Origin of the sequence: Periweissella fabalis (assembly GCF_012396505.1) — a bacterium.
In the GTDB taxonomy this organism is placed as follows: Bacteria; Bacillota; Bacilli; order Lactobacillales; family Lactobacillaceae; genus Periweissella; species Periweissella fabalis.
The window spans coordinates 74768-99297 of the sequence record NZ_JAAXPN010000005.1 but is presented as its reverse complement, the minus strand read 5'-3'; the positions used below and the strand labels follow the sequence as shown (position 1 = coordinate 99297).

19 protein-coding genes and 1 tRNA gene are annotated in these 24530 nt (G+C 34.1%); 16 read left to right on the top strand and 4 right to left on the bottom strand.

From position 1 onward, the window contains the following. Positions 1 to 45 precede the first annotated feature (45 nt). The gene (locus tag HF964_RS05980) at positions 46 to 2157 is read left to right on the top strand and encodes a cation:proton antiporter (protein ID WP_168722140.1); all 2112 of its coding nucleotides are present in this window, start codon (positions 46 to 48) and stop codon (positions 2155 to 2157) included. Between the two features lie 260 nt (positions 2158 to 2417). Further along, positions 2418 to 3974 (top strand): YfhO family protein, encoded by a 1557-nt coding sequence (locus HF964_RS05975; RefSeq protein WP_168722139.1) that lies wholly within the window; start codon positions 2418 to 2420, stop codon positions 3972 to 3974. A 457-nt stretch (positions 3975 to 4431) separates the two neighbouring features. On the opposite strand, the gene HF964_RS05970 is transcribed toward HF964_RS05975, so the two are convergent. The 4 genes from HF964_RS05970 to mscL form a co-directional block, all read right to left on the bottom strand. Beyond that, on the bottom strand, positions 4432 to 4968 hold the full coding sequence (locus HF964_RS05970) for a 3'-5' exonuclease (RefSeq protein WP_168722138.1): 537 nt from the start codon (positions 4966 to 4968) through the stop codon (positions 4432 to 4434). Positions 4969 to 4989: 21 nt separating this feature from the next. Beyond that, positions 4990 to 5502 carry a GNAT family N-acetyltransferase gene (locus HF964_RS05965; RefSeq protein WP_168722137.1) on the bottom strand — a complete coding sequence of 171 codons (513 nt, stop codon included), beginning with the start codon at positions 5500 to 5502 and terminating at the stop codon, positions 4990 to 4992. Then, complete coding sequence (gene tsaE / locus HF964_RS05960) at positions 5499 to 5960, bottom strand: tRNA (adenosine(37)-N6)-threonylcarbamoyltransferase complex ATPase subunit type 1 TsaE (protein ID WP_168722167.1); 462 nt, start codon at positions 5958 to 5960, stop codon at positions 5499 to 5501. The genes HF964_RS05965 and tsaE overlap by 4 nt, the downstream gene beginning before the upstream one ends. A 114-nt stretch (positions 5961 to 6074) precedes the next feature. Beyond that, positions 6075 to 6467 (bottom strand): large-conductance mechanosensitive channel protein MscL, encoded by a 393-nt coding sequence (mscL, locus tag HF964_RS05955; protein ID WP_168722136.1) that lies wholly within the window; start codon positions 6465 to 6467, stop codon positions 6075 to 6077. A 389-nt stretch (positions 6468 to 6856) separates the two neighbouring features. Here mscL and HF964_RS05950 point away from each other — a divergent pair, with 389 nt between their 5' ends. The 14 genes from HF964_RS05950 to HF964_RS05885 all read left to right on the top strand — a co-directional run bounded on the left by HF964_RS05950 (position 6857) and on the right by HF964_RS05885 (position 24447). Then, positions 6857 to 7489, top strand: a complete 633-nt coding sequence (locus tag HF964_RS05950) for a hypothetical protein (RefSeq protein WP_168722135.1) — start codon at positions 6857 to 6859, stop codon at positions 7487 to 7489. Beyond that, positions 7489 to 7707, top strand: coding sequence for a hypothetical protein (locus tag HF964_RS05945; RefSeq protein ID WP_168722134.1), 219 nt, complete (start codon positions 7489 to 7491; stop codon positions 7705 to 7707). The genes HF964_RS05950 and HF964_RS05945 overlap by 1 nt, the downstream gene beginning before the upstream one ends. Further along, a complete protein-coding gene (locus HF964_RS05940; protein ID WP_168722133.1) occupies positions 7691 to 8386 on the top strand; it encodes a CPBP family intramembrane glutamic endopeptidase in 696 nt (231 codons plus the stop codon). The genes HF964_RS05945 and HF964_RS05940 overlap by 17 nt, the downstream gene beginning before the upstream one ends. Before the next feature lie 12 nt (positions 8387 to 8398). Continuing rightward, entirely contained in the window at positions 8399 to 11215 is a 2817-nt protein-coding gene (locus HF964_RS05935) for a DUF3427 domain-containing protein (protein WP_168722132.1), read from the top strand. Positions 11216 to 11296: 81 nt separating this feature from the next. Further along, complete coding sequence (gene pcrA, locus HF964_RS05930) at positions 11297 to 13516, top strand: DNA helicase PcrA (protein WP_168722166.1); 2220 nt, start codon at positions 11297 to 11299, stop codon at positions 13514 to 13516. Positions 13517 to 13536: 20 nt separating this feature from the next. Then, the gene (gene ligA, locus HF964_RS05925) at positions 13537 to 15570 is read left to right on the top strand and encodes an NAD-dependent DNA ligase LigA (RefSeq protein WP_168722131.1); all 2034 of its coding nucleotides are present in this window, start codon (positions 13537 to 13539) and stop codon (positions 15568 to 15570) included. A 9-nt stretch (positions 15571 to 15579) separates the two neighbouring features. Continuing rightward, positions 15580 to 16731: a CamS family sex pheromone protein gene (locus HF964_RS05920; protein ID WP_168722130.1), complete on the top strand. Its 1152-nt coding sequence runs from the start codon at positions 15580 to 15582 to the stop codon at positions 16729 to 16731. Positions 16732 to 17068: 337 nt separating this feature from the next. Beyond that, entirely contained in the window at positions 17069 to 18415 is a 1347-nt protein-coding gene (locus tag HF964_RS05915; protein WP_168722129.1) for a glucose-6-phosphate isomerase, read from the top strand. Positions 18416 to 18488: 73 nt separating this feature from the next. Further along, positions 18489 to 18560, top strand: a tRNA-Glu gene (locus HF964_RS05910). Positions 18561 to 18683: 123 nt separating this feature from the next. Then, positions 18684 to 20606: an HAD family hydrolase gene (locus HF964_RS05905; protein ID WP_168722128.1), complete on the top strand. Its 1923-nt coding sequence runs from the start codon at positions 18684 to 18686 to the stop codon at positions 20604 to 20606. Between the two features lie 21 nt (positions 20607 to 20627). Then, complete coding sequence (gene recX, locus HF964_RS05900; protein WP_168722127.1) at positions 20628 to 21428, top strand: recombination regulator RecX; 801 nt, start codon at positions 20628 to 20630, stop codon at positions 21426 to 21428. Positions 21429 to 21533: 105 nt separating this feature from the next. Continuing rightward, on the top strand, positions 21534 to 22085 hold the full coding sequence (ntdP, locus tag HF964_RS05895) for a nucleoside tri-diphosphate phosphatase (RefSeq protein WP_168722126.1): 552 nt from the start codon (positions 21534 to 21536) through the stop codon (positions 22083 to 22085). 117 nt (positions 22086 to 22202) lie between these two features. Then, a complete protein-coding gene (locus HF964_RS05890) occupies positions 22203 to 23129 on the top strand; it encodes a glycosyltransferase (protein ID WP_168722165.1) in 927 nt (308 codons plus the stop codon). 175 nt (positions 23130 to 23304) lie between these two features. Next, positions 23305 to 24447, top strand: coding sequence for a D-alanine--D-alanine ligase family protein (locus HF964_RS05885; RefSeq protein WP_168722125.1), 1143 nt, complete (start codon positions 23305 to 23307; stop codon positions 24445 to 24447). The last annotated feature ends 83 nt before the right edge of the window (positions 24448 to 24530 follow it).

Genomic DNA, 24530 nt, shown 5'->3' with positions numbered 1-24530 from the left:
ATGCTAAACTTAAATAGTACAAATAAATTGACAGGGGGATATTAGATGCCAATTTTAGAATTAGTATTATTACTAATTGTTCTTGTGATTACTTCACATGTTATTGGTCAGGTGTTACCTAAAATTCCAGTAAGCATTATCCAGATTGCACTAGGAATTTTAGTTGCCTTGACATTAAATGTTTCTATTAAACTAGAAACAAGTTGGTTCCTATTATTATTCATTGCACCGTTACTATTTAACGATGCATGGTGCTTTCCAAAGCGTGAATTGTGGGAATTACGTGGCCCAATTTTTGGAAATGCGATTATTTTAGTTTTAATTACAACCGGAGTCGGTGGATATTTAATTAATCTATTAATACCAGAAATGCCACTAACGGCAGCTATTGCCTTAGCAGCTATTTTATCACCAACTGATCCGGTCGCAGTGCATGCAATTGGGAAATCGGTTCATTTACCAGAAAACATTATGCACTTGGTTGCTGGTGAAAGTCTAATTAATGACGCTAGTGGATTAGTGGCATTTAAATTTGCGGTTGCAGCTACTGTTAGTGCAACATTTCACTTCACATTTAGTTCAGCGATAAATATCTTTAGTTCAATGTTTACAACAACAGTTTTAGGAATCATTGTTGGGCTACTGGCAATGCAAATTATCAATGCTGCACGTGATTATTTATTGATGAAGGGTATTGATGATATTATCTTTCATGTTGTCTTACAATTAATTACTCCTTTTGTTGTATTTTTCATTGCTGAAGAAGGATCCCACGCTTCAGGAGTTATTGCCGTAGTAGCAGCCGGAATTTTGGCTAATTTACACGATAGTAAAAAAATTGGAGATTCACCTGAACTATCATTGATTGCAGTTAACTCTTGGAATATTATTTCTTACATACTAAATGGGTTATTATTTGTTATCTTAGGTATTGAATTACCATTGGCAACACAGATTAATACTAGTAAAAATGATTTTGATTTGTTAACAGTCATCTTATATGCATTTATAGTTTGGCTTATTATTTTTGTAATTCGCGTCTTATGGGTTTACGGTGGCCAATTAATTAGGAAAGCTATTACCAAAGATAGCTCTGCACAGGTTTCATTCAAAGTAGCGGTACTATCAGGATTAACTGGGGTTCGTGGTGCGATTACCATGGCCGGAATATTATCAGTTCCTGTAGCAGTCGAAGGTGGGGCTCCATTTCCGATGCGTGAATTAATGATAGGGATTGCGGCTTTGGCAATTCTATTTAGTTTAATAATTGCCATAATTACATTGCCATTTGTTGCTGATAAAATTGGTAAAGTAACTTTTGATGATGACGATGATGAATTAGTAATTGATGATGATTCTGAGACAGAAACTATTGTAAAAATGAATGAAAAAGATGCGCGTATTTTTACCCTTCAAATGGCAATTCGAACATTAGAAGGCAAGCGCCGTGAAAATAATCAAACGACAGTTTATGATATTATTTTAAAATATCAGTTTTTAATTCGAAAACTACAATTACAAGCGCACACTGATGCAGAAATCGCTCCGGTAATTAAAGAGGAAATTGAAGTTCGTAGTGTAGGCTTTGATATCGAACGGCAATGTTTGATGCGACTACTAGCTGAAGAACGGATTGATCCATTGGTATATCATTCTGAACTTCGTCAAATTGAGCGCCAAGAAAGAGAATTAGAAAGTTATTTACAACAACATTTCGTATTTTCAAGTAAATGGATTGAACGTTCAATTCGTAGTTTTTTCCGATTATTAAGAATTTGGCTTAGTGATGGACACACGGCTGAATTACGTGCGCAATATGATCTTGCAAGGCATGAGATGGCTAAAGCAGCTATCAAGGGTTTGTCAGAATATATTGAACAACATAATCGCGAACATCAGTATAAACATCAAGCAGTTTATAATTTGATTATTCAATATCGAAATCGTATTGAAAAAATTAAATTAAGAAATCAAGTTGATTCTATTGATACTAAACAACAATATTCAGAATTAGCAATGGTTGCATTAAACACTCAGCGTGAAGGGGTAAACTTACTTCAAGAAACACAACAGATAACTAGTAAGACGGCCATGAATTTACGACAGTCAATCAATTATGCTGAAAATGCAGTTTTAAACGAGTTTTTATCACATTAATTAAAAATAAGTTGTAATATAATTATTTGCTAGTATTAAATTGCAGTTAAAATGTATTTCAAAAATTTGATATATTCAAAATATACACAAAAACCAGGAAATTATTTTTCCTGGTTTTTGTGTATATTTATTAAGAAGGCTCGACTTTTAGCACACTCTAATTATCGAAACCAAGCATAGTTCATTTTAATTAAAAGGCTACTAAAAATAAACAAAGTAACATATAATTAATAGAATTATCAAAAATAAGGAGTGCGGACGTGTTAAAAAATAAAAATTTTAGGCATAATCTGTATGTAAACATCTTTTTTGTATTAATAGCAATTATTTTTACTATGGTGTTTGCAAAAACAGGGTCAATTGTTATGGGGGATGACGCATTATGGCATTTAAATCGTATCAGTGAATTTATTAATGCTATCCATAACCATAATGACATTATTAATTTATATAGCTTTGCTAATGTTGGGAGTGCAGTTCAAAATTTCTATCCGAATATATTATTATTCCCGTTTGCAATTTTTTTCTATTTTACACATAGCTTAGTAATGAGCTTTTATTTAGGAGTAATTTTATTTACATATTTAACCTTGAGTATAGGATATTACTGCTTCAAAAATTTTAGCGGTAAGATATCTGCATCGTTACTTTTTACAATACTCTACACCTTTTCTAATTATCGATTAACAAATATTTTTATTCGTTTTGCCGTTGGTGAATGGATTGCTATGACTTTTTTCCCGATAGTTATTTTAGGTTTATACAAACTTTTTGTAACGAAGCAAAAGATAGGTAGTTACTTATTAGCAGCTGGAATTGGTTTGATATTGTATTCACATGTATTATCAGGATTTATTGCGATTGGTCTTGTGATTCTTACATGGTTAATAAGTTTAGTTGTAGATTACAAAAATTGGCGTCAAGCAACTATTAATTGTATTAAAAGTGGCATCTTAGTTTTGATAGTCGCTTTACCATTATTTAGTAATTTAATAAAGTTAAAAGGTTACATTGTAACACCAACTGCTCATCAACTAGTACAGGGATCTATTCCAATTAAGCAATTAATTGATTATAATTGGCATAATTATATTGGGATTGATACTGGATTTGTTTCAATTGTGATTATAATTGGGTTTGTTTTCTTGGTAAAACGCGCACCCAAAATATATGTTTATGCATATATTTTAATGTTAGTATCTATTTTTGTAACCACAAATCTTTTTCCATGGGCAATATTTCAAAAGACACCGATTACAATTATTCAGTTTCCATCCCGGTTCTTAGTAATTGCGAATATTTTTATTGCTATTACTGGTGCATATGTATTTGAAAATGTACTAGTAGTATTTAAAAGATATCATTGGTGGGGATTATTTATAATTTTAGCAGCAATATTAAGTGTTAATTTACGAGCAGAGCAACGTTTAGCTAATGCACGTTTTGCAACTTATCAGCAAATAACCACAGTGCAACCAACAAATGTGAGTACGATTGTTATTAATGATAAGACAATGCCAATTTTTCTAAATTATTTACGAACGGTAGGTAATTTACAAGATTATTGGCCTAAAATTAGTTTTAATCATCGACAATCAATTGCAAATCAAATTATCTTAAGTAAAGATAACACTGTTAAGTTTATTAAAATGCCAATACAGCAATATAATATTGTTAAATTTAGTGTTGTTAATAGTGGAAAAAGTCAAATGGTTGACTTACCAATTTTAAATTACAAAAATCAATATCAATTTTTAGATAATGGTAAAGAAAAAAATATACACTTTCACAACGAGGTACAATTAACGTTGAACTAGCACCAGGTAAACATGAAATCCAATTAATAACTAAGCCTTTATTTTTACAACATGTAATTGAGATATTAATGATAGTTACATGGCTTTTTATAATAGGACAATTAATTAGATACAGAGCTGAGAAAAATTAAGGCCTTAAATAATATAAGACTAGCTATACAATTAACTATTTTAAAATCAATGTGATACAACTATTCACTTTAGTAGCAAATGGTTATTAAAACCCGATTCAAGAGTTTGATATATGTAAAGTATACACAAAAAATCCCAGGAGAATTCAATTTTTTCCTGGGATTTTTACTAGTATATTACCTGACTTTTAATACTTAATAATACATGGTTAATAACTTTATAACTAACTATCGTAGAAGTGTTTAGATAAGACATATAATGAATAGTATTTTCTTGAAACACATATTATATTTAAATTTGTCATTCTCGTTAAATAATTTCACTGCTATTCCAGTGTTTTGATAAACGGTTGAATAATACTAGGACCAAATTGACGGTTAATATTTAATAAAATATTAGCAGCAGCAACGCTATCATCAAGTGCATTATGGTGATGATCAAGCGGAATACGTAGATATTTAGCAACTGTGTTTAACTTGTGATTATCTAAATTAGGAAATACTTTTTTAGCCACGCGTACAGTGTCTAGTGATTGATATGACGGCACTTGAATTTGATTAGCTAATAGTGAAGCTTTTAAGACACTGTTATCAAAAGTAGCATTATGGGCGACAACTAATTTATCAGGTTCAAAAAATGGTGCAATAACTGGCCATAATTCATTAAACGTTGGGGCATTAGTAACGTCACTAGCATGAATACCATGAATTTTGATATTCCGCCAGTGAAAGTCAGTATGTGGATTAAGTAAACTATAAAATTCATCAACAATACGATCATTACGGACTACAGTTAGTGCTAGTGAGACTGCACTATTCCGACTAGCATTAGCCGTTTCAAAATCAAAAGCAACAAAATCCATTTAAAAAGCCTCCAAAAATAATTAGCCGATTAATGGGGCTAAATCATAAGTCATCGCACGCAAGTTAGTAACAATATCAGGTTGAATATCATTATCTTCAAAACCTAATTTTTCATAGATTTTAATTGCAGCAGTATTATTGTTTAAAACAGTTAATACAAGTTTGTCTAGGGTACTATATGATTCAGCCCAATAGATAAGCTCATCAACCAATGCAGTACCAAGACCGTTGTTATAGAATTCTTTAAGTACAGCAACGCCTAATTCACTTGTATTAGAATGATCATTGCGTTCAATAGCAGTTGCTACCCCGATAAGCTGATCATCAAGAGCAGCAACTAAAATAATATTAGTCGTAGTTGCTTGGATTAATTCGATTTGATGAGTCTCTTTTGCAATCGTTAATTCATTAAGGTTATTTGCGACTTCAAAAGTTGAGCTTTCTGTTTGGAGCTGTTTAAGCAATTCTAATAGAGCGGCAGCATCAGTTGGTATCGCTGGCCGGATACTTACTTCAGTTTGGTTAGTTGTCATAATTGAGCCATCATTCCTTCATAATGTGCATCAGAAGCGGTGATTGTAATTGTACGATTGGTTGAATCTAAATTGCTGTCATCACGTTTAAATGAAATTGTTAGATGATTTTTGGGTAATTCATTGGCTACAAACTGTGACCATTCAATAACACAAACACCATTACCATTAAAGTACTCATCAAGACCAAGTTCATCGCCACCACCATCTTCAAGTCGATAAACATCCATATGATAGAGTGGGAGACGTCCAGTTTTATATTCTCTAATAATGGTAAAAGTTGGACTTTTGATGTTACGTTGGATACCTAGGCCAAGTGCAATGCCTTTAGTAAAAGTTGTTTTACCAGCACCAAGATCACCATCCAAAAGGATGACATCCCCAGGGCTAACAATTTGACCAAGACGTTGGCCTAAAGCTTGGGTAGTTTCAGAATTATTAATTTTAAAAGTTTTCATGTCCATATTATAGCAAACTCCATAAAAGAAAATACGTCGATAGTTAAAATGAAAGAAAAAAACGACAGAGAAAATTTCCCCACCGCTTTTTACTTGTTTAGATAAAATAGAAATTTAGTGCTTTTCAATACTATTAGTATTTTGTGCTTTTAATAAATCACGAATTTCTTGTAGTGTATCTAATTCTTCGTTTACAGTTACTTCTTCTTCATCTTTTTTCTTCATGAAGAATGTATTAACAGTTTTAACTAGGATAAATAATACAAACCCAGTAATTACAAATGAAATAACAGCTTCAAGGACAGGTCCAATTTGGAACGTTGCTTGGCCAATACTAAATTTTAATTTACTTAAGTCAATTTTGAACATAAATAAGTTAACTAAAGGCAAAATAATCCCTGATGACAAAGCTTTAACAATAGCTGTTAAAGCAGTCCCAATAATAACCCCCACAGCTAAGTCAAGAACGTTACCACGAAGAAGGAATGTTTTGAATTCTTTGAGCATGAAATGCCTCCTATAAAATTAAATAATTTCAGTTTATAAAGCTTATTATACCATAGCGTTTATATATATGAAAAAACTTGAATTTTGTGGATAGTAAATTTAAAGCTATCTAGATAGCGGGGATGATTAACGTTTGTTAAAATAAAATAGAAAGTGAAGGTTAATTATGTATAAAATAAAAGTTAGTTAGATATAATGCTAAATATTGACGGATTAATTAGATAGCCATTTGTTAAGTATAATTATATATACGTAATTAGCCGGCATAACATGCAATTTTTTATAACAGCTAATGGCACGGCTAGAATGATAAATCATAGTTACGGGTACGAGTATAGCTAGTAACAAAACAAATAATAAAGGAGTACCTACTGGAGCTTGAAATAAAAATGTTGCCAGTAGTCAATAAAGTAGTGATAGTAAATTCAGAAAGTATTAAAAACTTACAAGAAGCACAGCAGCTAGTTGAAATTCATCATTTTGTTAGCCCTGACACGTATACAATTGGCGTGGTTGTTGCATATGATAGCCAGTTTTGCATGGTTAAAGGAATTGATCCAGATGGTAAGATAAACGGTTTATTATTAATTAATCGAGCGGATATTTATAATATAGAAACGCAATCAGATTACTTGTGGGCATTGAATGTTAGAATTAAATTAGCTCAAATAGAAGGCTATTATGATATTTGGAAAGTTGACGCATTAATTAGCAAGATTGATTTAACGCAAATCAATTTTTTGTGGACTTTTTTACAATCTGCTTTTCAACAAAGACAAGTTTTAACGATTGGTTTTACTGATGATGCTCAGTTAGACGCAACAGTGACTGGTTACATTAAGCAATTAGACCATGAAGATGTTCAAGTTAATTATGTGGATGATTATGATTTGAGTTCACTTTGGACGTTAACATGTCGACTTGAACAAATTAATTACTTAAGGCTATCATCTTTTCAAACGCATGAGTATGCAGCATTAATGCGTACAATTTTTAATGAACAAGTAAGAGGGGAATATTAGTGAAGGTTGTAATTCAAATTTTTGTTGGCTTAATAATTATTAGTATGTTTATTGTAGCGACAATTCTAGGCATTTACTATCATTTAAGTACTGGCCTCTTAATTTTAATATATGGAATTTTATTTATTTTACTTAGTGGCTTAATGACATGGATTGTTTATTGGTTGCAGAAAGCAAAATTGGAAAGTGAGCGTGAACAGGATGAAAAGAACCGGTGATCAATTAACCATTATTACCAGAATTTTAATATTAATTGGGATGTTTCTTTTAGTATTATTTGTACCAAGTATTCTACAAATTGGTGGTCTTTTTCAAAAGACTCCAGGGGTAATTTATATTGCAGCGATATTATTTTTAGTGGTATATATCGGGATTGCAGTACTAGGATGGTGGATTTTAAAGCCTAACCTTTCTAAACCGCAATTTAAACGTTTTTCTAGTGAAGAGATTAATACCGTTTTTAAAACGTATGGATTAATATTAGTTTTAAATATTGTCTTTAATTATTTTATGAAAATTGTTTTTAATAGTGGTTCAACAGAGAATCAAGCCAATATCAATAGTCTACTATCGAGTAACGTAGTAACGTTAATTGTTTTTGGTTTTGCAGGGGCCTTCATTGCTCCATTTGTAGAGGAGTTTATATTTCGAGGAATTGTTATTAATTATTTTTTTAAACACCGAGCTTGGTGGCTTAATGTTGTTTTAAGTGGCATTATATTTTCATTAGGGCATGCAAGTAGCAATCCTATTAGTTTTGCCTTGTATGCAACCATGGGGATGATTTTGGCATATACATTCAAAAAGAGTGGTCAGATAAAGATGTCAATCGCAGTACATATGCTCAATAATACTGTGGCAATGATTATTACAATTGTCAGTTTATTATTCATGTGATCGGAGAAAGATATGCAAAAGGATTTATTAGCAAGTTTGACGCATGGAATGGTAAATGCTCAAACGAATTTTCAAAGTCCTTTAACACCAACTTTAATTACAAATACTGACTTTAATTTAGGCGATTGTTTAAATAATGAATTAGCGACGGCTGAGACATTTATTTTTGCAGTCGCCTTTATCACTGAAGGTGGGCTTTTAATGCTCAAAACAAAGTTAGCTGATTTGGCATTACGAGGAGTTAAAGGGAAAATTATTACCTCAACATATTTAGGATTTAATCAACCTAAAATGTTTGCTGAACTTTTAAAAATACCAAATATCGAAGTCGAAATTGTAACAGAAAATGCCTTTCATACTAAGGCATATTATATTAAACATGCACAACACCATACGATTTTGGTTGGTAGTGGGAATTTAACCGCCACCGCCTTAAAAACTAACTTAGAATGGACGGTTAAGTTAAGTTCATTAACGGAAGGAGCCTTTACCCAACAATTTCAACATGCCTTAGCGCAATTAAGTAGCCAAGCCGTGCCGTTAACACCGGCGTGGTTAGCCGAATATACCGTGCAATATCAAGCGCCATTACCTACTAAGCCATTTGTGAGAGAAGATCCAAAGGTTACCCCAAATAAAATGCAAGTGGCCGCTTTGACGGCGCTCCAAGCGTTACGGAAGCAGGCTGCTAAACGGGCTTTGGTGGTATCAGCAACCGGAACAGGGAAAACATATTTAGCGGCATTTGATATTCAACAAGTTCAACCAAAACGGGTATTGTTTATTGCTCACCGGGAACAATTATTACAACAGGCAATGACGACTTTTAAACGGATTTTTACCACTACAGAAGATACATTTGGGATTTATAGTGGTAGCCAACATACCAGTTCGACACGATTTGTCTTTGCATCAATTCAGACTTTAACCAAGCATTATGCTGAGTTTGATGCAACTGCATTTGATTATATTGTTATCGATGAAACCCATCGAGCCAAAGCACCATCATATCAACAATTGTTTACGTATTTTAAGCCAAGCTTTATGTTAGGGATTACTGCTACTCCTGAACGGACAGATGGCTTTAATGTATATGAACTATTTGATTATAATTTAGCATATGAAATTTCATTGGCCGATGCCTTAGCAGCCGATATGTTAGTGCCATTTAATTATATTGGGGTCGCAGATTACCAAGTAGATGGTGAATTAATTACGGATTTAACGGCTTTAAAATATTTGGTAGCCGATGAACGGGTCGAACATTTAATTACCAAAACAAATTATTATGGCTATGCTGGTGAACAATTACGGGGCTTAATTTTTGTCAGTCGGATTGAAGAAGGGGAGATTTTGGCCGCTAAGTTAACTGAAAGGGGCTTGGCGAGTCAATTTTTAAGTTCCCAATCAAGTAATGGTGTCCGTGAGGAAGCGGTGGCAGCGTTGGAAGCTGGGACATTAACGTATTTAATTGCGGTTGATATATTTAACGAAGGGATTGATATTCCATCAGTTAACCAAATTGTGATGTTACGTAGCACCCAATCTAAGATAATCTTTTTACAACAATTAGGCCGCGGGTTACGTAAATTTGGCGGCAAAGACTATTTAACAGTGATTGATTTTATTGGTAATTACCAAAATAACTATTTAATTCCCCAAGCTTTTGAAACAGGCACAATTACTGATAAAGATCATTTACGATTACAAGTTTTACAACCACAAATAAGTGGCCTTTCAACGATTAATTTTGAAGCAATTGCCGCCCAACAAATTTTACAAGCGGTGACGGCTGTTAAATTTGACAAGATTACGGAATTAAAACAGCAATTTCAAGCGTTATGTAATCGTTTTGGCCGGCTACCAACGCTGGTGGAAGTTTATCAAAGTAATCAAATGGATGTCCGGCTAATTCTCAATAAGTTCAAAATGTATCCGGCCTTTGTTAGTAAAATGACGGGGACAGTTGCACCTGAGTTAGCACCTGATTTTACTGCGTGGCTCCAATTTATTAGTCAGGAATTGGCATTTGGTCAGCGGCGCCATGAATTATTAATTTTAAAAGCATTATTAAAACAAGGCCCATTAACAACAATGGAAGTATTAACTATTCTAGAAGATGAGTATCATGACCAAGCCACGTTAAATTCAATCATTAATGTCTTAGGCATCAAAGATTATTTCACCGCGATTGATCGGCGTAAATATGGGGAGCAATCAATCGTTGATGTGATAGGCGATACATGGCAATTACCACGATTATTTAATGATTTAGAACAAATAATGTTATTAGATGTGATTGAAGTGGGATTATTAATGATTAGTGCAAGTAATGATAGACAAAATCAATTTACGTTATATCAAAAATATCGCCGTAAAGATGTCGTCCGGCTATTGAACTGGGCGAGTGATTTACCAAGTATTGATATTGGAGGATATAAGTATGATGTGCCCACGCAAACCTTACCAATTTTTGTCACAGTTGAAAAAAGTGGTCAAGCAGCAACGGCACTCACATATGATAATAATTTTATCGCACCCAATCGGTTACCATTTTATAGTAAAGCCAATCGAACGTTAAGTTCACCAGTTGAAGCAGCATTATTTGATGCCCAAAAACGTAATATTTTCGTACCATTATTTGTTAAGAAATCAGATGATGAAGGTGCAGCGTTTTATTATTTAGGCCCAGTTACAGTTGATCAACAAGCAACCTACGCGACGGAATTATTAAATCAACGTACGCAAAAAATGCAACCAGTTGTCCGTTTTGAATTGGTATTAAATACGGATGTGCCAATGCATTTGTGGGAATATTTGGTACAATAATAAATGAGATGCCATTTTTATTTTGGCGAGACAAGTTGATGTGTGGAGGAACAATTCGTGGAAAAAAATTTTTTAGCTGGTATGAATAATCGGCAACAAGAAGCAGTTGTACAAACTAGTGGCCCGGTATTAATTATGGCGGGAGCTGGTTCAGGTAAGACGCGGGTCGTAACGCATCGGATTGCTTATTTAGTTGAAACAATGAATGTTGCCCCATGGCATATTTTAGCAATTACTTTTACGAATAAAGCAGCGCGTGAAATGAAGGAACGGGTTGGTAAACTCCTTGATGAAAAGGAAGCTAATGAGGTTTGGATTTCAACTTTCCATAGTTTAGCGGTTCGGATTTTACGGCGTGATATCGAGCGGTTAGGATTTAATCGCAATTTTACGATTGCTGATCCTTCAGCGCAGCGAACATTAATCAAGCAGATTTTAGCTGACTTTAATATCGATAGTAAACAATATGATCCCAAGGCAGTTTTAGGAACAATTTCTAATGCCAAAAATGACCTGATTTATGCAAAAGAATTTCAGGAAAAGGCATACAGCCCATTTGAAAAAATTGTTGGTCAAGTTTATGTTGAGTACCAACGTCGCTTGAAGCTAAGTCAAAGTGTCGACTTTGATGATTTGATTATGTTGACAATTGAATTGTTCAAACAAGAACCCGAAGTCCTAGAATATTATCAAAATAAATTTCAGTATGTGCATGTTGACGAGTACCAAGATACAAATGATGCCCAATATACGATTGTTAACATGCTAGCTGGTGGTTACCGGAACCTATGTGTAGTGGGGGATGCTGACCAAAGTATTTATGGTTGGCGTGGTGCTAATATGAATAATATCTTGAATTTTGAAAAAGATTATCCAGATGCCCACACAGTGATGTTAGAACAAAACTACCGCTCGACGAGTACGATTTTAAATGCCGCCAATGCCGTTATTGATAACAACGTTGTGCGACAACCTAAAAAATTATGGACTGAAAACGTTGGCGGTGAAGAAATTACGTACTACCGGGCTCAAACGGAAGCCGAAGAAGCGTTATATGTAGTTGCTGAAATTAAAAAAGCAATTGAAGCTAAAACGGCTACTTTTAATGATTTTGCTGTGCTTTATCGGACTAATGCCCAATCACGGTCAATTGAAGATAAGTTAGTGAAAGCCAATATCCCATATACAATGGTCGGTGGGAGTAAATTCTATGATCGTAAAGAAATTCGCGATATTTTAGCTTATTTAACCTTAGTAACTAACTCTGCCGATAATATGAGCTTTGAACGAATTATTAATGAGCCCAAGCGTGGAATAGGGACAACCTCTGTTGAGAAGTTACGGGCCTTTGCCATTGATAATAATATGTCAATGCTAGAAGCTGCGCATAATGTTGATTTAGCTAACGATTTAAGTAGTCGTGCTAAGCAAAATTTTGCTGATTTTGCCGTATTAATTGATAATTTTATTAAACAACGTGAATTCTTAAACATTACTGATATGACTGAAGAAATTTTAGCAAAATCAGGTTATCTTGATTTTTTAGAAGCACAAAAAAATTTAGAAGCCGAATCACGTATTGAAAACTTACAAGAATTTTTATCAGTTACCAAACAATTTGACGAGCGTTATGTCGATGAAAATGAAGACGATACTAATAATATGTTTGTTGATTTTTTGGCTGATTTAGCATTAGTTTCTGATTTAGATAATGTTGAGGAAACAACAGCTGAAGTTACCTTAATGACTTTGCATGCAGCTAAAGGATTGGAATTTCCAACGGTCTTTTTGATTGGAATGGAAGAAGGTATTTTTCCATTATCACGAGCAATGATGGAAGAAGATGAATTAGAAGAAGAACGTCGCTTAGCATACGTTGGGATTACCCGTGCTAAAGAAAAATTATATTTAACAAATGCTTATTCACGTTTGCTATATGGAAGGACCCAAAGTAATCAAGCATCTCGCTTTATACGTGAAATTCCAGATGAATTACTTGAATTTGTTGGAAATAATGCCGGTGCAATGGTTACCGGTACGGGACGGTCACCTTGGCAACAAACTAATAAAGTTTCTAAGCCTGTATATAAGCGACCAACTGAAACTACTAAAAGTAACAATGGCACCGGTGCAGACCGTGAGGCATGGATTCCTGGTCAAAGAGTTCAACACAAAGCTTGGGGAATTGGGACAGTTATTAAAGTTGACGGTCAAGGTGAAGATACAGAATTAGATATTGCGTTTCCAGAAAAAGGAATAAAACGCTTATTAGCGGCTTTTGCTCCAATTACTAAAGCTTAAAAGTAAATGAGGAAGATAAAATGGATGAATTTGATGCTGCCTTAGATGTCAAAACTGCTAAGGAACATATTAGTAAATTACGTGTGCAAATTAAACAATGGGGGCAGGAGTACTATGAAAATGACGCTCCAACGGTTGAAGATGCTACGTATGATGCAGCTTACGCCTCATTAGTTGCTTTAGAAGAACGTTTCCCACAATTAATTACTAAAGATTCACCGACTCAGCAAGTTGGTGGTTCAGTACAAAAATCAGCTTTACCTAAAGTAGAACATCCAATACCAATGCTATCATTAGGTGATGTTTTTTCGATGGAACAGTTAACCATGTGGGCGACTCGTACAGAAAAAAATGCAGTCTCAAAGTTGGATTACAATTTGGAATTAAAAATTGATGGTCTAGCAATTGCATTGGATTATCAAGAAGGTAAACTTGTTCAAGCATCAACGCGTGGTAATGGAGTTATTGGTGAGGATGTTACGGCCAATATTTTGACGATTGATGCCATCCCTAGGCAACTAACTGAACCACTAACAATTGAAGTACGTGGGGAGGTTTTCATGCCCAAACAGGCTTTTGTTAATTTAAACAAGCAACGAGAAGCTGATGGGTTAGCAACATTTGCTAACCCACGGAATGCTGCTGCAGGTTCCTTACGTCAGCTAGATGCTAAAATCACTAAAGCTCGTCAATTAAGTGCATTTATTTATTACACTGATCAGGCTGATATACTCAATGTAACCACACAGGCACAAGTATTAAAACGTTTTGCTGAACTGGGCTTACCAGTTAATTTGACAAATCGAGTAGTTACTAATGCAAATCAATTTGAAACAGTCATTAAAGACTTTAACCAACAGCGTGAAGAACTACCATATGGAATTGATGGTATTGTAGTTAAAGTTAATTCGTTGGATGAACAAGCTAAACTTGGTAATACCGTCAAAGTTCCCCGATGGGCAATAGCATATAAATTTCCACCAGAAGAGGCTATTACCCAAGTGCTAGATGTTGAATGGACGGTTGGTCGTACTGGTGTGGTAACACCGACCGCTATTATGACTCCAGTACAATTAGCTGGTACAACTGTAAGTCGAGCTTCATTGCATAATCCAGATTATTTAGCACTTAAAGATTTATACAAAGGTGATTATGTTGATTTACACAAGGCGGGTGATATAATTCCTGAAATTGGTCAGGTATATACTAAGCGTCGAAAAAAGGATGCATCCAAATTTATGGTACCGACTATATGCCCATCGTGTGGGCAACAATTAGTTCACGTTGATGGCGAAGTAGCTTTACGTTGCATCAACCCCGCTTGCCCAGCTCAGTTACTTGAGCAGTTAACACACTTTGCAAGCCGGAATGCGATGAATATTGACGGATTAGGGCCACAAATTATTAACCAACTGCTTAATAAAGGTTTGGTAAAAGATGTTGCAGACCTCTATCAATTAACATATGATGAACTTATTATGTTAGATAAGTTTGCAGAAACAGCAACTAATAATTTGTTAGCAGCTTTAACAGCCTCTAAAGCAAATTCAGCTGAGCGCCTTTTATTTGGCTTAGGAATTCGTGGGGTTGGTGCTAAGGTCGCTAAACAAGTAGTTAGCCACTTTGGTAATATTCCAGCACTTATGCAAGCAACAACTGCTGAAATTGCTGAAATTGCTGGAATTGGGTTAGTTATTGCTGAAGCTATTACGCAGTTTTTTGCTAATCCTCAAGTAGTAATTTTAATTAATCGCTTAAAAGAATTAGAGTTGAATATGGCGTATTTAGGAACAGAAAGTTCAAAAATCACTGATAACGCTTTTAGTGGTCAAAAGGTTGTATTAACTGGTAAACTTACTACATTAACACGTGAAGGTGCAAAAGAATGGTTAGAAGCTCACGGAGCTGATGTCGTTGGAAGTGTTTCAAAAAAGACTAATTTAGTAATTGCTGGAATGGATGCTGGAAGTAAACTAACCAAGGCTGAAGCTTTAGGAATTGAAGTATGGTCAGAAGAACGCTTTGTTTCAGCGATGAATGAACAAGGAGAATAAATTAGTTTAATGGCAAGATTTAAAAAAATTACAATGCTAGTTGGTGGTGTTGCAATGGCAGCGTTGTTAGCAGCGTGTGGAAATATTGGTAGTTCTACTGGTGGTGGAACAGCAAGTACAAATTCAAACCAAGCCGGAGTACAGACAACTGGGCAAATTTCCAAAAGTGAATATTCTGGTGTTATTAAAAACGGTCATTATTTGACTAGTAATGCACGTGGGCTGACCGCTACTACAATGAACAATACTTTTAATTTAACTAGTTTTGAAGGTGGACTATTAAATATTTCAAAACAGTTCTATGATCCAGCCAATTATATCTTTCAAGAAGGGCAGTATTTAAGTGGTAGCACGTTACGCAGTTGGTTAGGTCGAAAATCAAAAAATAATCCGAATGGTTTAAATCCTAAAGACAACGGTAAGAAAGATGATAGTCGTAATCCAATTTATGTTCAGTCAATTGAAGAACAAGACTTTATGCAAAAAAATGGTGACAATTTAGTACTCAAAGGGATTACTATTGGGATTGCAATGAACGCAATTGATTACTATCAAAAAGAACAATATGGTGCGACTTTTAAGCAAAATATTAGTAAAGCCGCAATGCAAAATTATGGAAATGATGTTGCCAAACAAGTTGTACAACGTTTACGTAAAACTCGAGGTATTTCAAGTGACTTACCGATTGTAGTTGCCATGTATGTTCAAGCACCGACTGATAATTTATCTGGAGGGACTTTTTATGCAAGCACACAAACAAAGAGTTCAACAATCGATAACTGGAATAAATTAGATGTGGTAAATAAAGTATTTCCATTGATAGGTGCAAGTACAAAAGATTTTGCAAATAACGATAGTAAAAGTTTTCAAAATTTCCAATCACAGGTTGAAAATTTTTTCCCAACAGTTTCTGATATCACTGCACAAGCACAGTATTTAGATCAAAAAATTCAAGGCGAACACGTGACAATCACAACGCAGTTTTATAGCCAAACAGAAATTATTAGCTTCACCAATTTCGTAGCACAAGTTGCTCCTAAATTTCTACCAAGTGGTGTCCCAGTTGATATCACAATAAACTCTGCCAATGGTATTCAAGCTTTCTTAAGCCGTAATAGTAATGATCGGAATTTTGAAAGCCACGTATTTACTAGCTATTAAGTATAATATTACAGTTTCACTGGAAACAGCTAAGTTTATAATTAAAGCCGAACCGCTTTTATTTGCACATGGTTCGGCTTTTTTATTATTTATTTTTTAAATAATAAAAAAATTAAAATGTATATTGTTGTTGATATGAAAGCTTTTTTAGGTTTTTTATTAATTTATAATTAGCAAGAAAAAAATTTTTTGATTAATCAAAGTAATAAGAATATGCTAAAATTAAGAAAATGTTGAAAAAACGCAAATTTTTCGAAAAATTGGACTATACCACTGGTTTTGAAAGCGCTTTTACAATATAATATAAGTATCTTAATTATCTAGGAGGCTTCACATAATGGCACGAATTAAATTTGATTATTCTAACGTTAAGAATTTTGTTAACGATCACGAACTTGCGCAAATGCAAACAATGGTTAATGCTGTTGACCGTGATTTACGCGAAGGTACAGGTGTAGGTTCTGATTTTACGGGTTGGGTTACTTTGCCAACTGATTATGATAAAGATGAATTTGCCCGTATTCAAGCTGCAGCTAAGAAAATTCAAAGCGATTCTAAAGTTTTAGTGGTTATCGGAATTGGTGGATCATATCTTGGTTCACGTGCTGCAATTGATTTTTTACATGAATTCTATAATAATTACTTACCAGATGATCAACGTGAATTTCCACAAGTTTTATTCGCGGGTAATTCAATTAGCCCAGCCTATATTAATGATTTAATTAAAGTAATTGGTGATCGTGATTTCTCAGTTAATGTTATTTCAAAATCTGGTACAACTACGGAACCAGCAATTGCTTTCCGTATTTTTAAAGATTTATTGGAAAAGAAATATGGTCAAGAAGGTGCTAAGAGTCGTATCTATGCTACAACTGATGCTAAACGTGGGGCTTTAAAGAGTGAAGCTGAAGCCGAAGGTTACGAAACTTTTGTTGTTCCTGATGCCGTTGGTGGTCGCTTTACAGTCTTAACTGCATGTGGTTTATTGCCAATTGCTGCTTCTGGAGCCAACATCGAAGAGTTAATGGCAGGTGCACGACAAGCCCAAGCTGATTACGCTGATCCAGACTTACAAACTAATGGTGCTTATCAATATGCCGCTATGCGTAACATCTTATATCGTAAAGGATATACCACAGAAATTCTTGCTAATTGGGAACCTACTTTACAATACTTTGCTGAATGGTGGAAACAATTGCAAGGTGAATCTGAAGGTAAAGATCATAAAGGTATTTACCCATCATCAGCTAATTACTCAACTGATTTGCATTCACTAGGCCAATATATCCAAGATGGTCGTCGTGATTTAATGGAAACAGTTGTTAAGATAGCAACGCCAGTTAGTGATTATGTTGTCCCTGTAGCTGATGAAGATTTAGATGGTTTAGGTTACTTACAAGGTAAGAACATGTCATATGTTAACGATACTGCAGCGCAAGGCGTTGTTATGGCTCACGTTGACGGTGGAGTGCCTAATATGATTGTTGAAATTGAAAAACAAGACGAATTCTCATTAGGATACTTATTCTATTTCTTTGAAATTGCAGTCGGTATTTCAGGTTACTTAAACGGCATTAATCCATTTGACCAACCCGGCGTTGAAGCGTATAAAACAAATATGTTTGCCTTGCTTGGTAAGCCTGGATATGAAGAAAAAACAAAAGAATTACAAGCACGATTATAATTAATGGTTATAAAAATATAATTAATAATATATTGACTACAGGTTTAAAAGGACTATAATTTAGTATTGAAATGGCCTGTTGGTCAAGTGGTCAAGACGTCGCGTTCTCAGCGCGGAATCCTGAGTTCGATCCTCAGACAGGCTATTTAAGTACTAGGTAGTAGCCTAAATTGTAGAAGTATTGTATATTAGCTATTAAATCTAGCATTAAAAAATCCTTATGGTGGTTATTCATCATAAGGATTTTTTTATCATAAAGGGGGATGTGATGCTTAGACAATTTAAACGTAAATTAGCAACTTATCCGATAATTAATTATGACCAATTATGGTCACAATTAATTGATGCAGAGGTTGTCATCTTTGATATTTTCAACACATTATTGAAAAGTAGTATACCGAATAAGCCAAGTATGTTTATGTTAATAGCTAATATTTGGCAACGGGAAAATCAACTTGAACTTAAAAATTTTGTTAAGCTACGTTTGAATGCGGAAAGTAAAGCACATAAAAAATATGGAAATAAAACGACACTAGCCAATATTTATGAATTTTTATCAGTTCCCAAAAGTGTGATGGAAGTTGAAATATATATAACCCATGAACTTAATCAAGCAAATGCACCAATGCAGATGCTATATCAGGCGTTAAAGAGAATTGGTAAGAGGCTAATAGTAATTGCCGATACTAATATCGATAAACAAGTAGTAGCACAACTATTAGCACAAAATGGGTATAGTGATTATGAAAAATTATATGTAGCTAATGAGTATGGAAGTAGTAAAAAAAATAGTCTATTGTTTGAACGGATATTAAAAGAGTTAAATATTAAGCCTAATAAAGTGCTACATGTTGGGGATGAATGGCAGGCTGATTATTTTGCAAGCTTGGGTGCACATATCAAGTGCTTTAAGATACCTAGGGTTAGCATTAATAGTCTACAACCATTAATTGCTAATGATGCGATACTTAATACGATTCAACTCTTTAGTAATAATATGCTAGATAAATATGAGTTTGATAGTTACCAAGAATTTGGATATAGTGCTTTTGGGCCGGTTATTCTAGGCTTTAGCCAATGGATAGATGCTAATGTTGCAAGTGATTATAGAATCTTTTTCTTTGCCCGTGACGGATATATCTTGCAAGAAGCCTATCAGAAATTATATCCTAACCAAGTGACGGATTATTTGTATGTATCACGGCGTGCGTTACAAGTTCCATTACTGAAAAATTCGTTGAATATTGAGGATGTACTAAACTATATCAATTTACCTCGTGAATTTACGGCTAGTCAATTTTTAAAAGCATGTGGGATTGATAAAATACGAATGAAAGACTCTCAAAGTAAAGTTAAGTACACAAAAGATATTACGTCTCTTTCTTGGCTTAATGCTTTATATCAAGAATACAAAATCGAAATAATAACTAATGCACAGTTAGAATTTGATTATCTAAAAGAGTATTTGTTAAAAATCGGATTTACCGATAAAGTTGCAGTTGTTGATATCGGGTGGCATGGTAATAAACAACGAGCATTGGAGAAATTTTGTCAGCTAGCTGATATCCCAGTTATCATCAAAGGATACTATTTTGGTGTAGCAAAGACTGCTAAACGAGACCAAGTTACATCGTATGGATTTTGGTTCGATCAAGTTAAGAACCAAAATCAAAATAATTTAGCACGACCTATTAACGGAATATTAGAATTTTTATTTTCGGCTAAACATGGTACAACGATTCGATATGACAAAAGTAATGGTCAAGTGCAACCAATTTTGGCACCATATGAATTTGAAGGAAATCATGATTTGATTGTTCAAGGCCAATTACTTAAAACAATTCGACAAGCAGCTTTGCAATTTGTAGTTGATTTTACAGATTCCAAGTTAAATCCAATTATTCAGTTAGCACCTAAGAGTGCTATGAAATTATTTGAATTAAATGTATTTAAACCGAGTAATGATTTCATGCGTCGGTTTGGCCATTTTGTATTTATTGATCGTAACGTTAAATACTTAGTAACACCTAGAAGCAATTGGTATTATTGCTTTCATCCAGGTCAATTCAAACGCGATTTTTTACTTTCAAGATGGGCAATTGGTTTTTTAAAACGTATATTCAAATTGCCAATAAATTATTTTAATATATATGCATTGCTAATGAAATATTTTGATAAGATGCATTATTAAAAGAAAGGAATTTATGAATTAATGCAAGTAGTAAGTAAAGTGGAACAACAAAAAAGGCCTGGCCGCTTTAATATTTATATTGCGGATGAATTTTCTTTTGCAGTGTCCGAGACAGTATTAATAAAGTTCAATTTATTTAAAGGCCGTGAATTAACTAAGGCCTTGATTGAGGAAATTAAACAAGCAGATCAAGAAGCTAAAGCATTACAAACAGCATATGTATATTTAAGTCAACAATTACGTTCACGATATGAAGTTAAGCAAAAATTACAGCTAGCTGAAATAAATACAGTAACTATTGAAAATATTTTGAAAAGACTAACTGAAGAACGTTTAATTGATGATGTAGCTTTTGCTCAAAGCTTTGTTCGTACTATTGCTAATACTAGTATAAAAGGCCCTAAAGTTATTCAACAATTACTATATCAAAAGCGGATTACTAATGATGTAATTGAAATTGCCCTTACTGAGTATTCCATTGAATTACAATTAGAAAACGCGACAAAATTATATTTTCAATTGGCTAAACGTTATCAAAAATTAGCTGGCTTTGCCAAACAACAAAAAATACAACAGGCAATGCTCCAAAAAGGTTACGATATGGAAATTATTGAGCAAGTAAAAGTACGTAATGTTTTACCAGTCGATATAGATCAAGAAAAACAAAATTTACAGCGTGAAGCGGAAAAAATTTGGTACCGCAATCGAAAATTTGAAATGGGCAAACGAACTTTAAAAACAAAACAAGCACTATATAATAAAGGCTTTCAAAGCGATGATATCAATACAGTAATGGTAACGTTATCAGATGAAAATGATTAAAATTTTTATTATATCAACGATATATTTATAATCTTTACACAACTTATCATATTCCGTGTATAATGAATAATGAAATTCGATGTTTAGTCAGAAAGTTGGTTTGGTATGGTCAAGGAACGCGGACCGCGTGAGGGCGACTTTATTACCATTAAAAGCTATAAGCATGACGGGAGTTTACATCGGACTTGGCGCGATACCATGGTGTTAAAAACCAGTGAAAATGCAATTATTGGGGTGAATGATCATACTTTAGTGACCGAAGATGATGGTCGCCGATGGGTGACACGGGAACCAGCAATTGTATACTTTCATAAACATTATTGGTTCAATATTATCGCAATGATTCGGGATAATGGCGTTTCGTATTACTGTAATTTGGCATCGCCATATACTTTAGATAAAGAAGCATTAAAATATATTGATTACGATTTGGATGTTAAGGTTTATCCAGATGGTGAAAAACGATTATTAGATGCAGACGAATACGAGGCCCATGGTAATCAGTGGCATTACTCAAAAGAAGTCGATCGGATTTTAAAAGAGAATGTGAAGATATTAGTAGATTGGATTAATAACGGTAAGGGCCCTTTTTCAAAGGAATATATTAGCCTTTGGTATAGTAGATATCAAGAGTTGTCTCGTCGTGCAGACAGCTAGTCGCTGTAGCGTATAAAAGGGTGGGGGGTATTATCCTCCATCCTTTTATTGTATATTCATAAAAATAAGATAAAATGGTTGTATTAGTATTTTATGCAAAAAAGAAATAGGAGCTAAATTTTGAGATTATCAATTATTGTACCTGTATATAATGAAGAAGAAACCGTGGCACTTTTTTATGACGCAGTTGAAGCAGTACATTCAGAATTAACTGATATCGAATACGAATACTGGTTTATCGATGATGGTTCATCTGATCAGACGATGGCAGAAGTTCGTAAGTTACAGGCTAAAGATGATGCAGTTCATTATGTAACCTTTGCTCGGAATTTTGGGAAAGAAGCTGCTTTATACGCAGGCTTAAAAAATGCTACGGGTGATTTAGTTACAGTGATGGATGTTGATTTACAAGATCCACCAGCATTGCTGCCAGAAATGATAGCTGGTGTAGTATCAGGTGAATGGGATTGTATTGGAACTCGGCGTGTAAGTCGTGAAGGTGAGTCTAAAATTCGGACTATGTTCGCTAATACTTTTTACTGGCTAATTAATAAGATATCACCAGTTGAGATGGTTCCTGGAGCTCGCGATTTTCGTGTGATGACGCGTCAAATGGTTGATGCGATTTTAGAATTAGGAGAATATAATCGATTCTCGAAAGGTATCTTTAGTTGGGTTGGATTCAAAACTAAATACTTGGAATATAAAAATATTGAACGAGTTGCAGGAACTACATCATGGTCATTTTGGGGTTTGTTCCGATATGCAATTGAAGGAATTGTAACATTCTCTGAGACGCCATTGATGATAGCATCAGGTCTTGGAGCTGCTATGGCTGGGGTTGCAACAATTTCATTGATTTTTGTTATTATTCGTGCCTTAATTAATAACTCAAGTGTTGCGGGCTGGGCTTCGACTATTTCAATCTTACTATTTATTGGTGGGGTTCAATTATTAGTATTAGGTATTATTGGTCGATATATTGGTAATATTTATATGGAAGTTAAGCGGCGTCCGATTTATGTTGCACGTGAAATAAAATAATTTAGCTTAAAATGGTGTTTATTTTGTAAATATCATTTTTTTGTTGGGGTTGAATACGCCATTTGGAGAGTTACAAAAATTTTAACGTGATACAAATTTAAAAAGGTTACAGTTATGCTTAATATGGTATAATAATGTGTCAATGGTATGGACAAAGATAAGGATGGAATATTTAATGGCAACTAAAAAAATACACGTAGGATTACTTTTTGGAGGAAATTCTTCAGAACACGACGTTTCAAAGCGTTCGGCACGTAATGTTTACGATGCTCTTGATAAAGAAAAATATGAGATTAGTATTTTTATGTTCTCAAAAGACGGTATTTTGATGGGAACAGAAGTATCAAATAAAATTTTGGATGGCGCAGCTGAAGATGAGTTAGTTGCAGCTGAAATGGCCAAGATGGATACTAGTAACCCATTAGCACCAATTGCTGCATTGAGTGAAGTAAGTGATATTGATATTTTTTGGCCAGTAATTCACGGTAACTTAGGTGAAGATGGTACGATTCAAGCGCTTTTCAAATTACTTAATAAACCATTTATTGGAGCACCTCAAACTGCTTCAGGAATGGCATTTGATAAAGAATTAACAAAACGTATTTTAAACCAAGCGGGTGTTCGTAATACGAAGTACGTATTAATTACACCAGAAAATAAAGATCAATATACTTATGAAACATTGGCTGCAGAACTTGGTGAAACCTTATTTGTTAAACCAGCTAAGCAAGGTTCATCTGTTGGAATGCAAATGGCCCACAATGCTTCTGAATATGAAGCTGCTTTGAACAATGCATTACAATATGATTATAAAGTACTGGTTGAACAAACAATTGATCAACCACGTGAACTTGAAATTTCGATTTTAGGAAATGAAAAGCCTAAGGTTTCTAAATTAGGTGAAATTATTGTTCCTGAAAATGAAGAATTTTATGATTACAATAATAAATTTGTTGATGCTTCAGGAGTTGTCTTTGATTTACCAGCTGTTATTGAACCAGCTTTAGCTAAAGAAATCGAAGAAATGTCATTGAAGGCCTATAAAGCACTTGAACTTAAAGGATTGACACGAATTGACTTTTTAGTTGATAAAAATGGGGTACCATACTTAGGTGAACCAAATACGTTACCGGGTATGACTAATATCTCATTATATCCACAAATGTGGCAAGTTTCTGGTATCGGTTATACTGAATTATTGGATGAAATCATTAATTATGGTTTTGCTGAGTTTGAACGTAACTCAAAGATTAGTTATGCTTTCCAAGAACTTGGTGAAGAACGTGTTGGTGAAAAACGTTATACTGAAGAAATTTAAATTTGCATAAATATGGGGAGGTTGACATTTTTAGTGTCAACCTCTTTGCCTTTTTAGGTGTAATCGAGTAGAGTAGTTCTGAT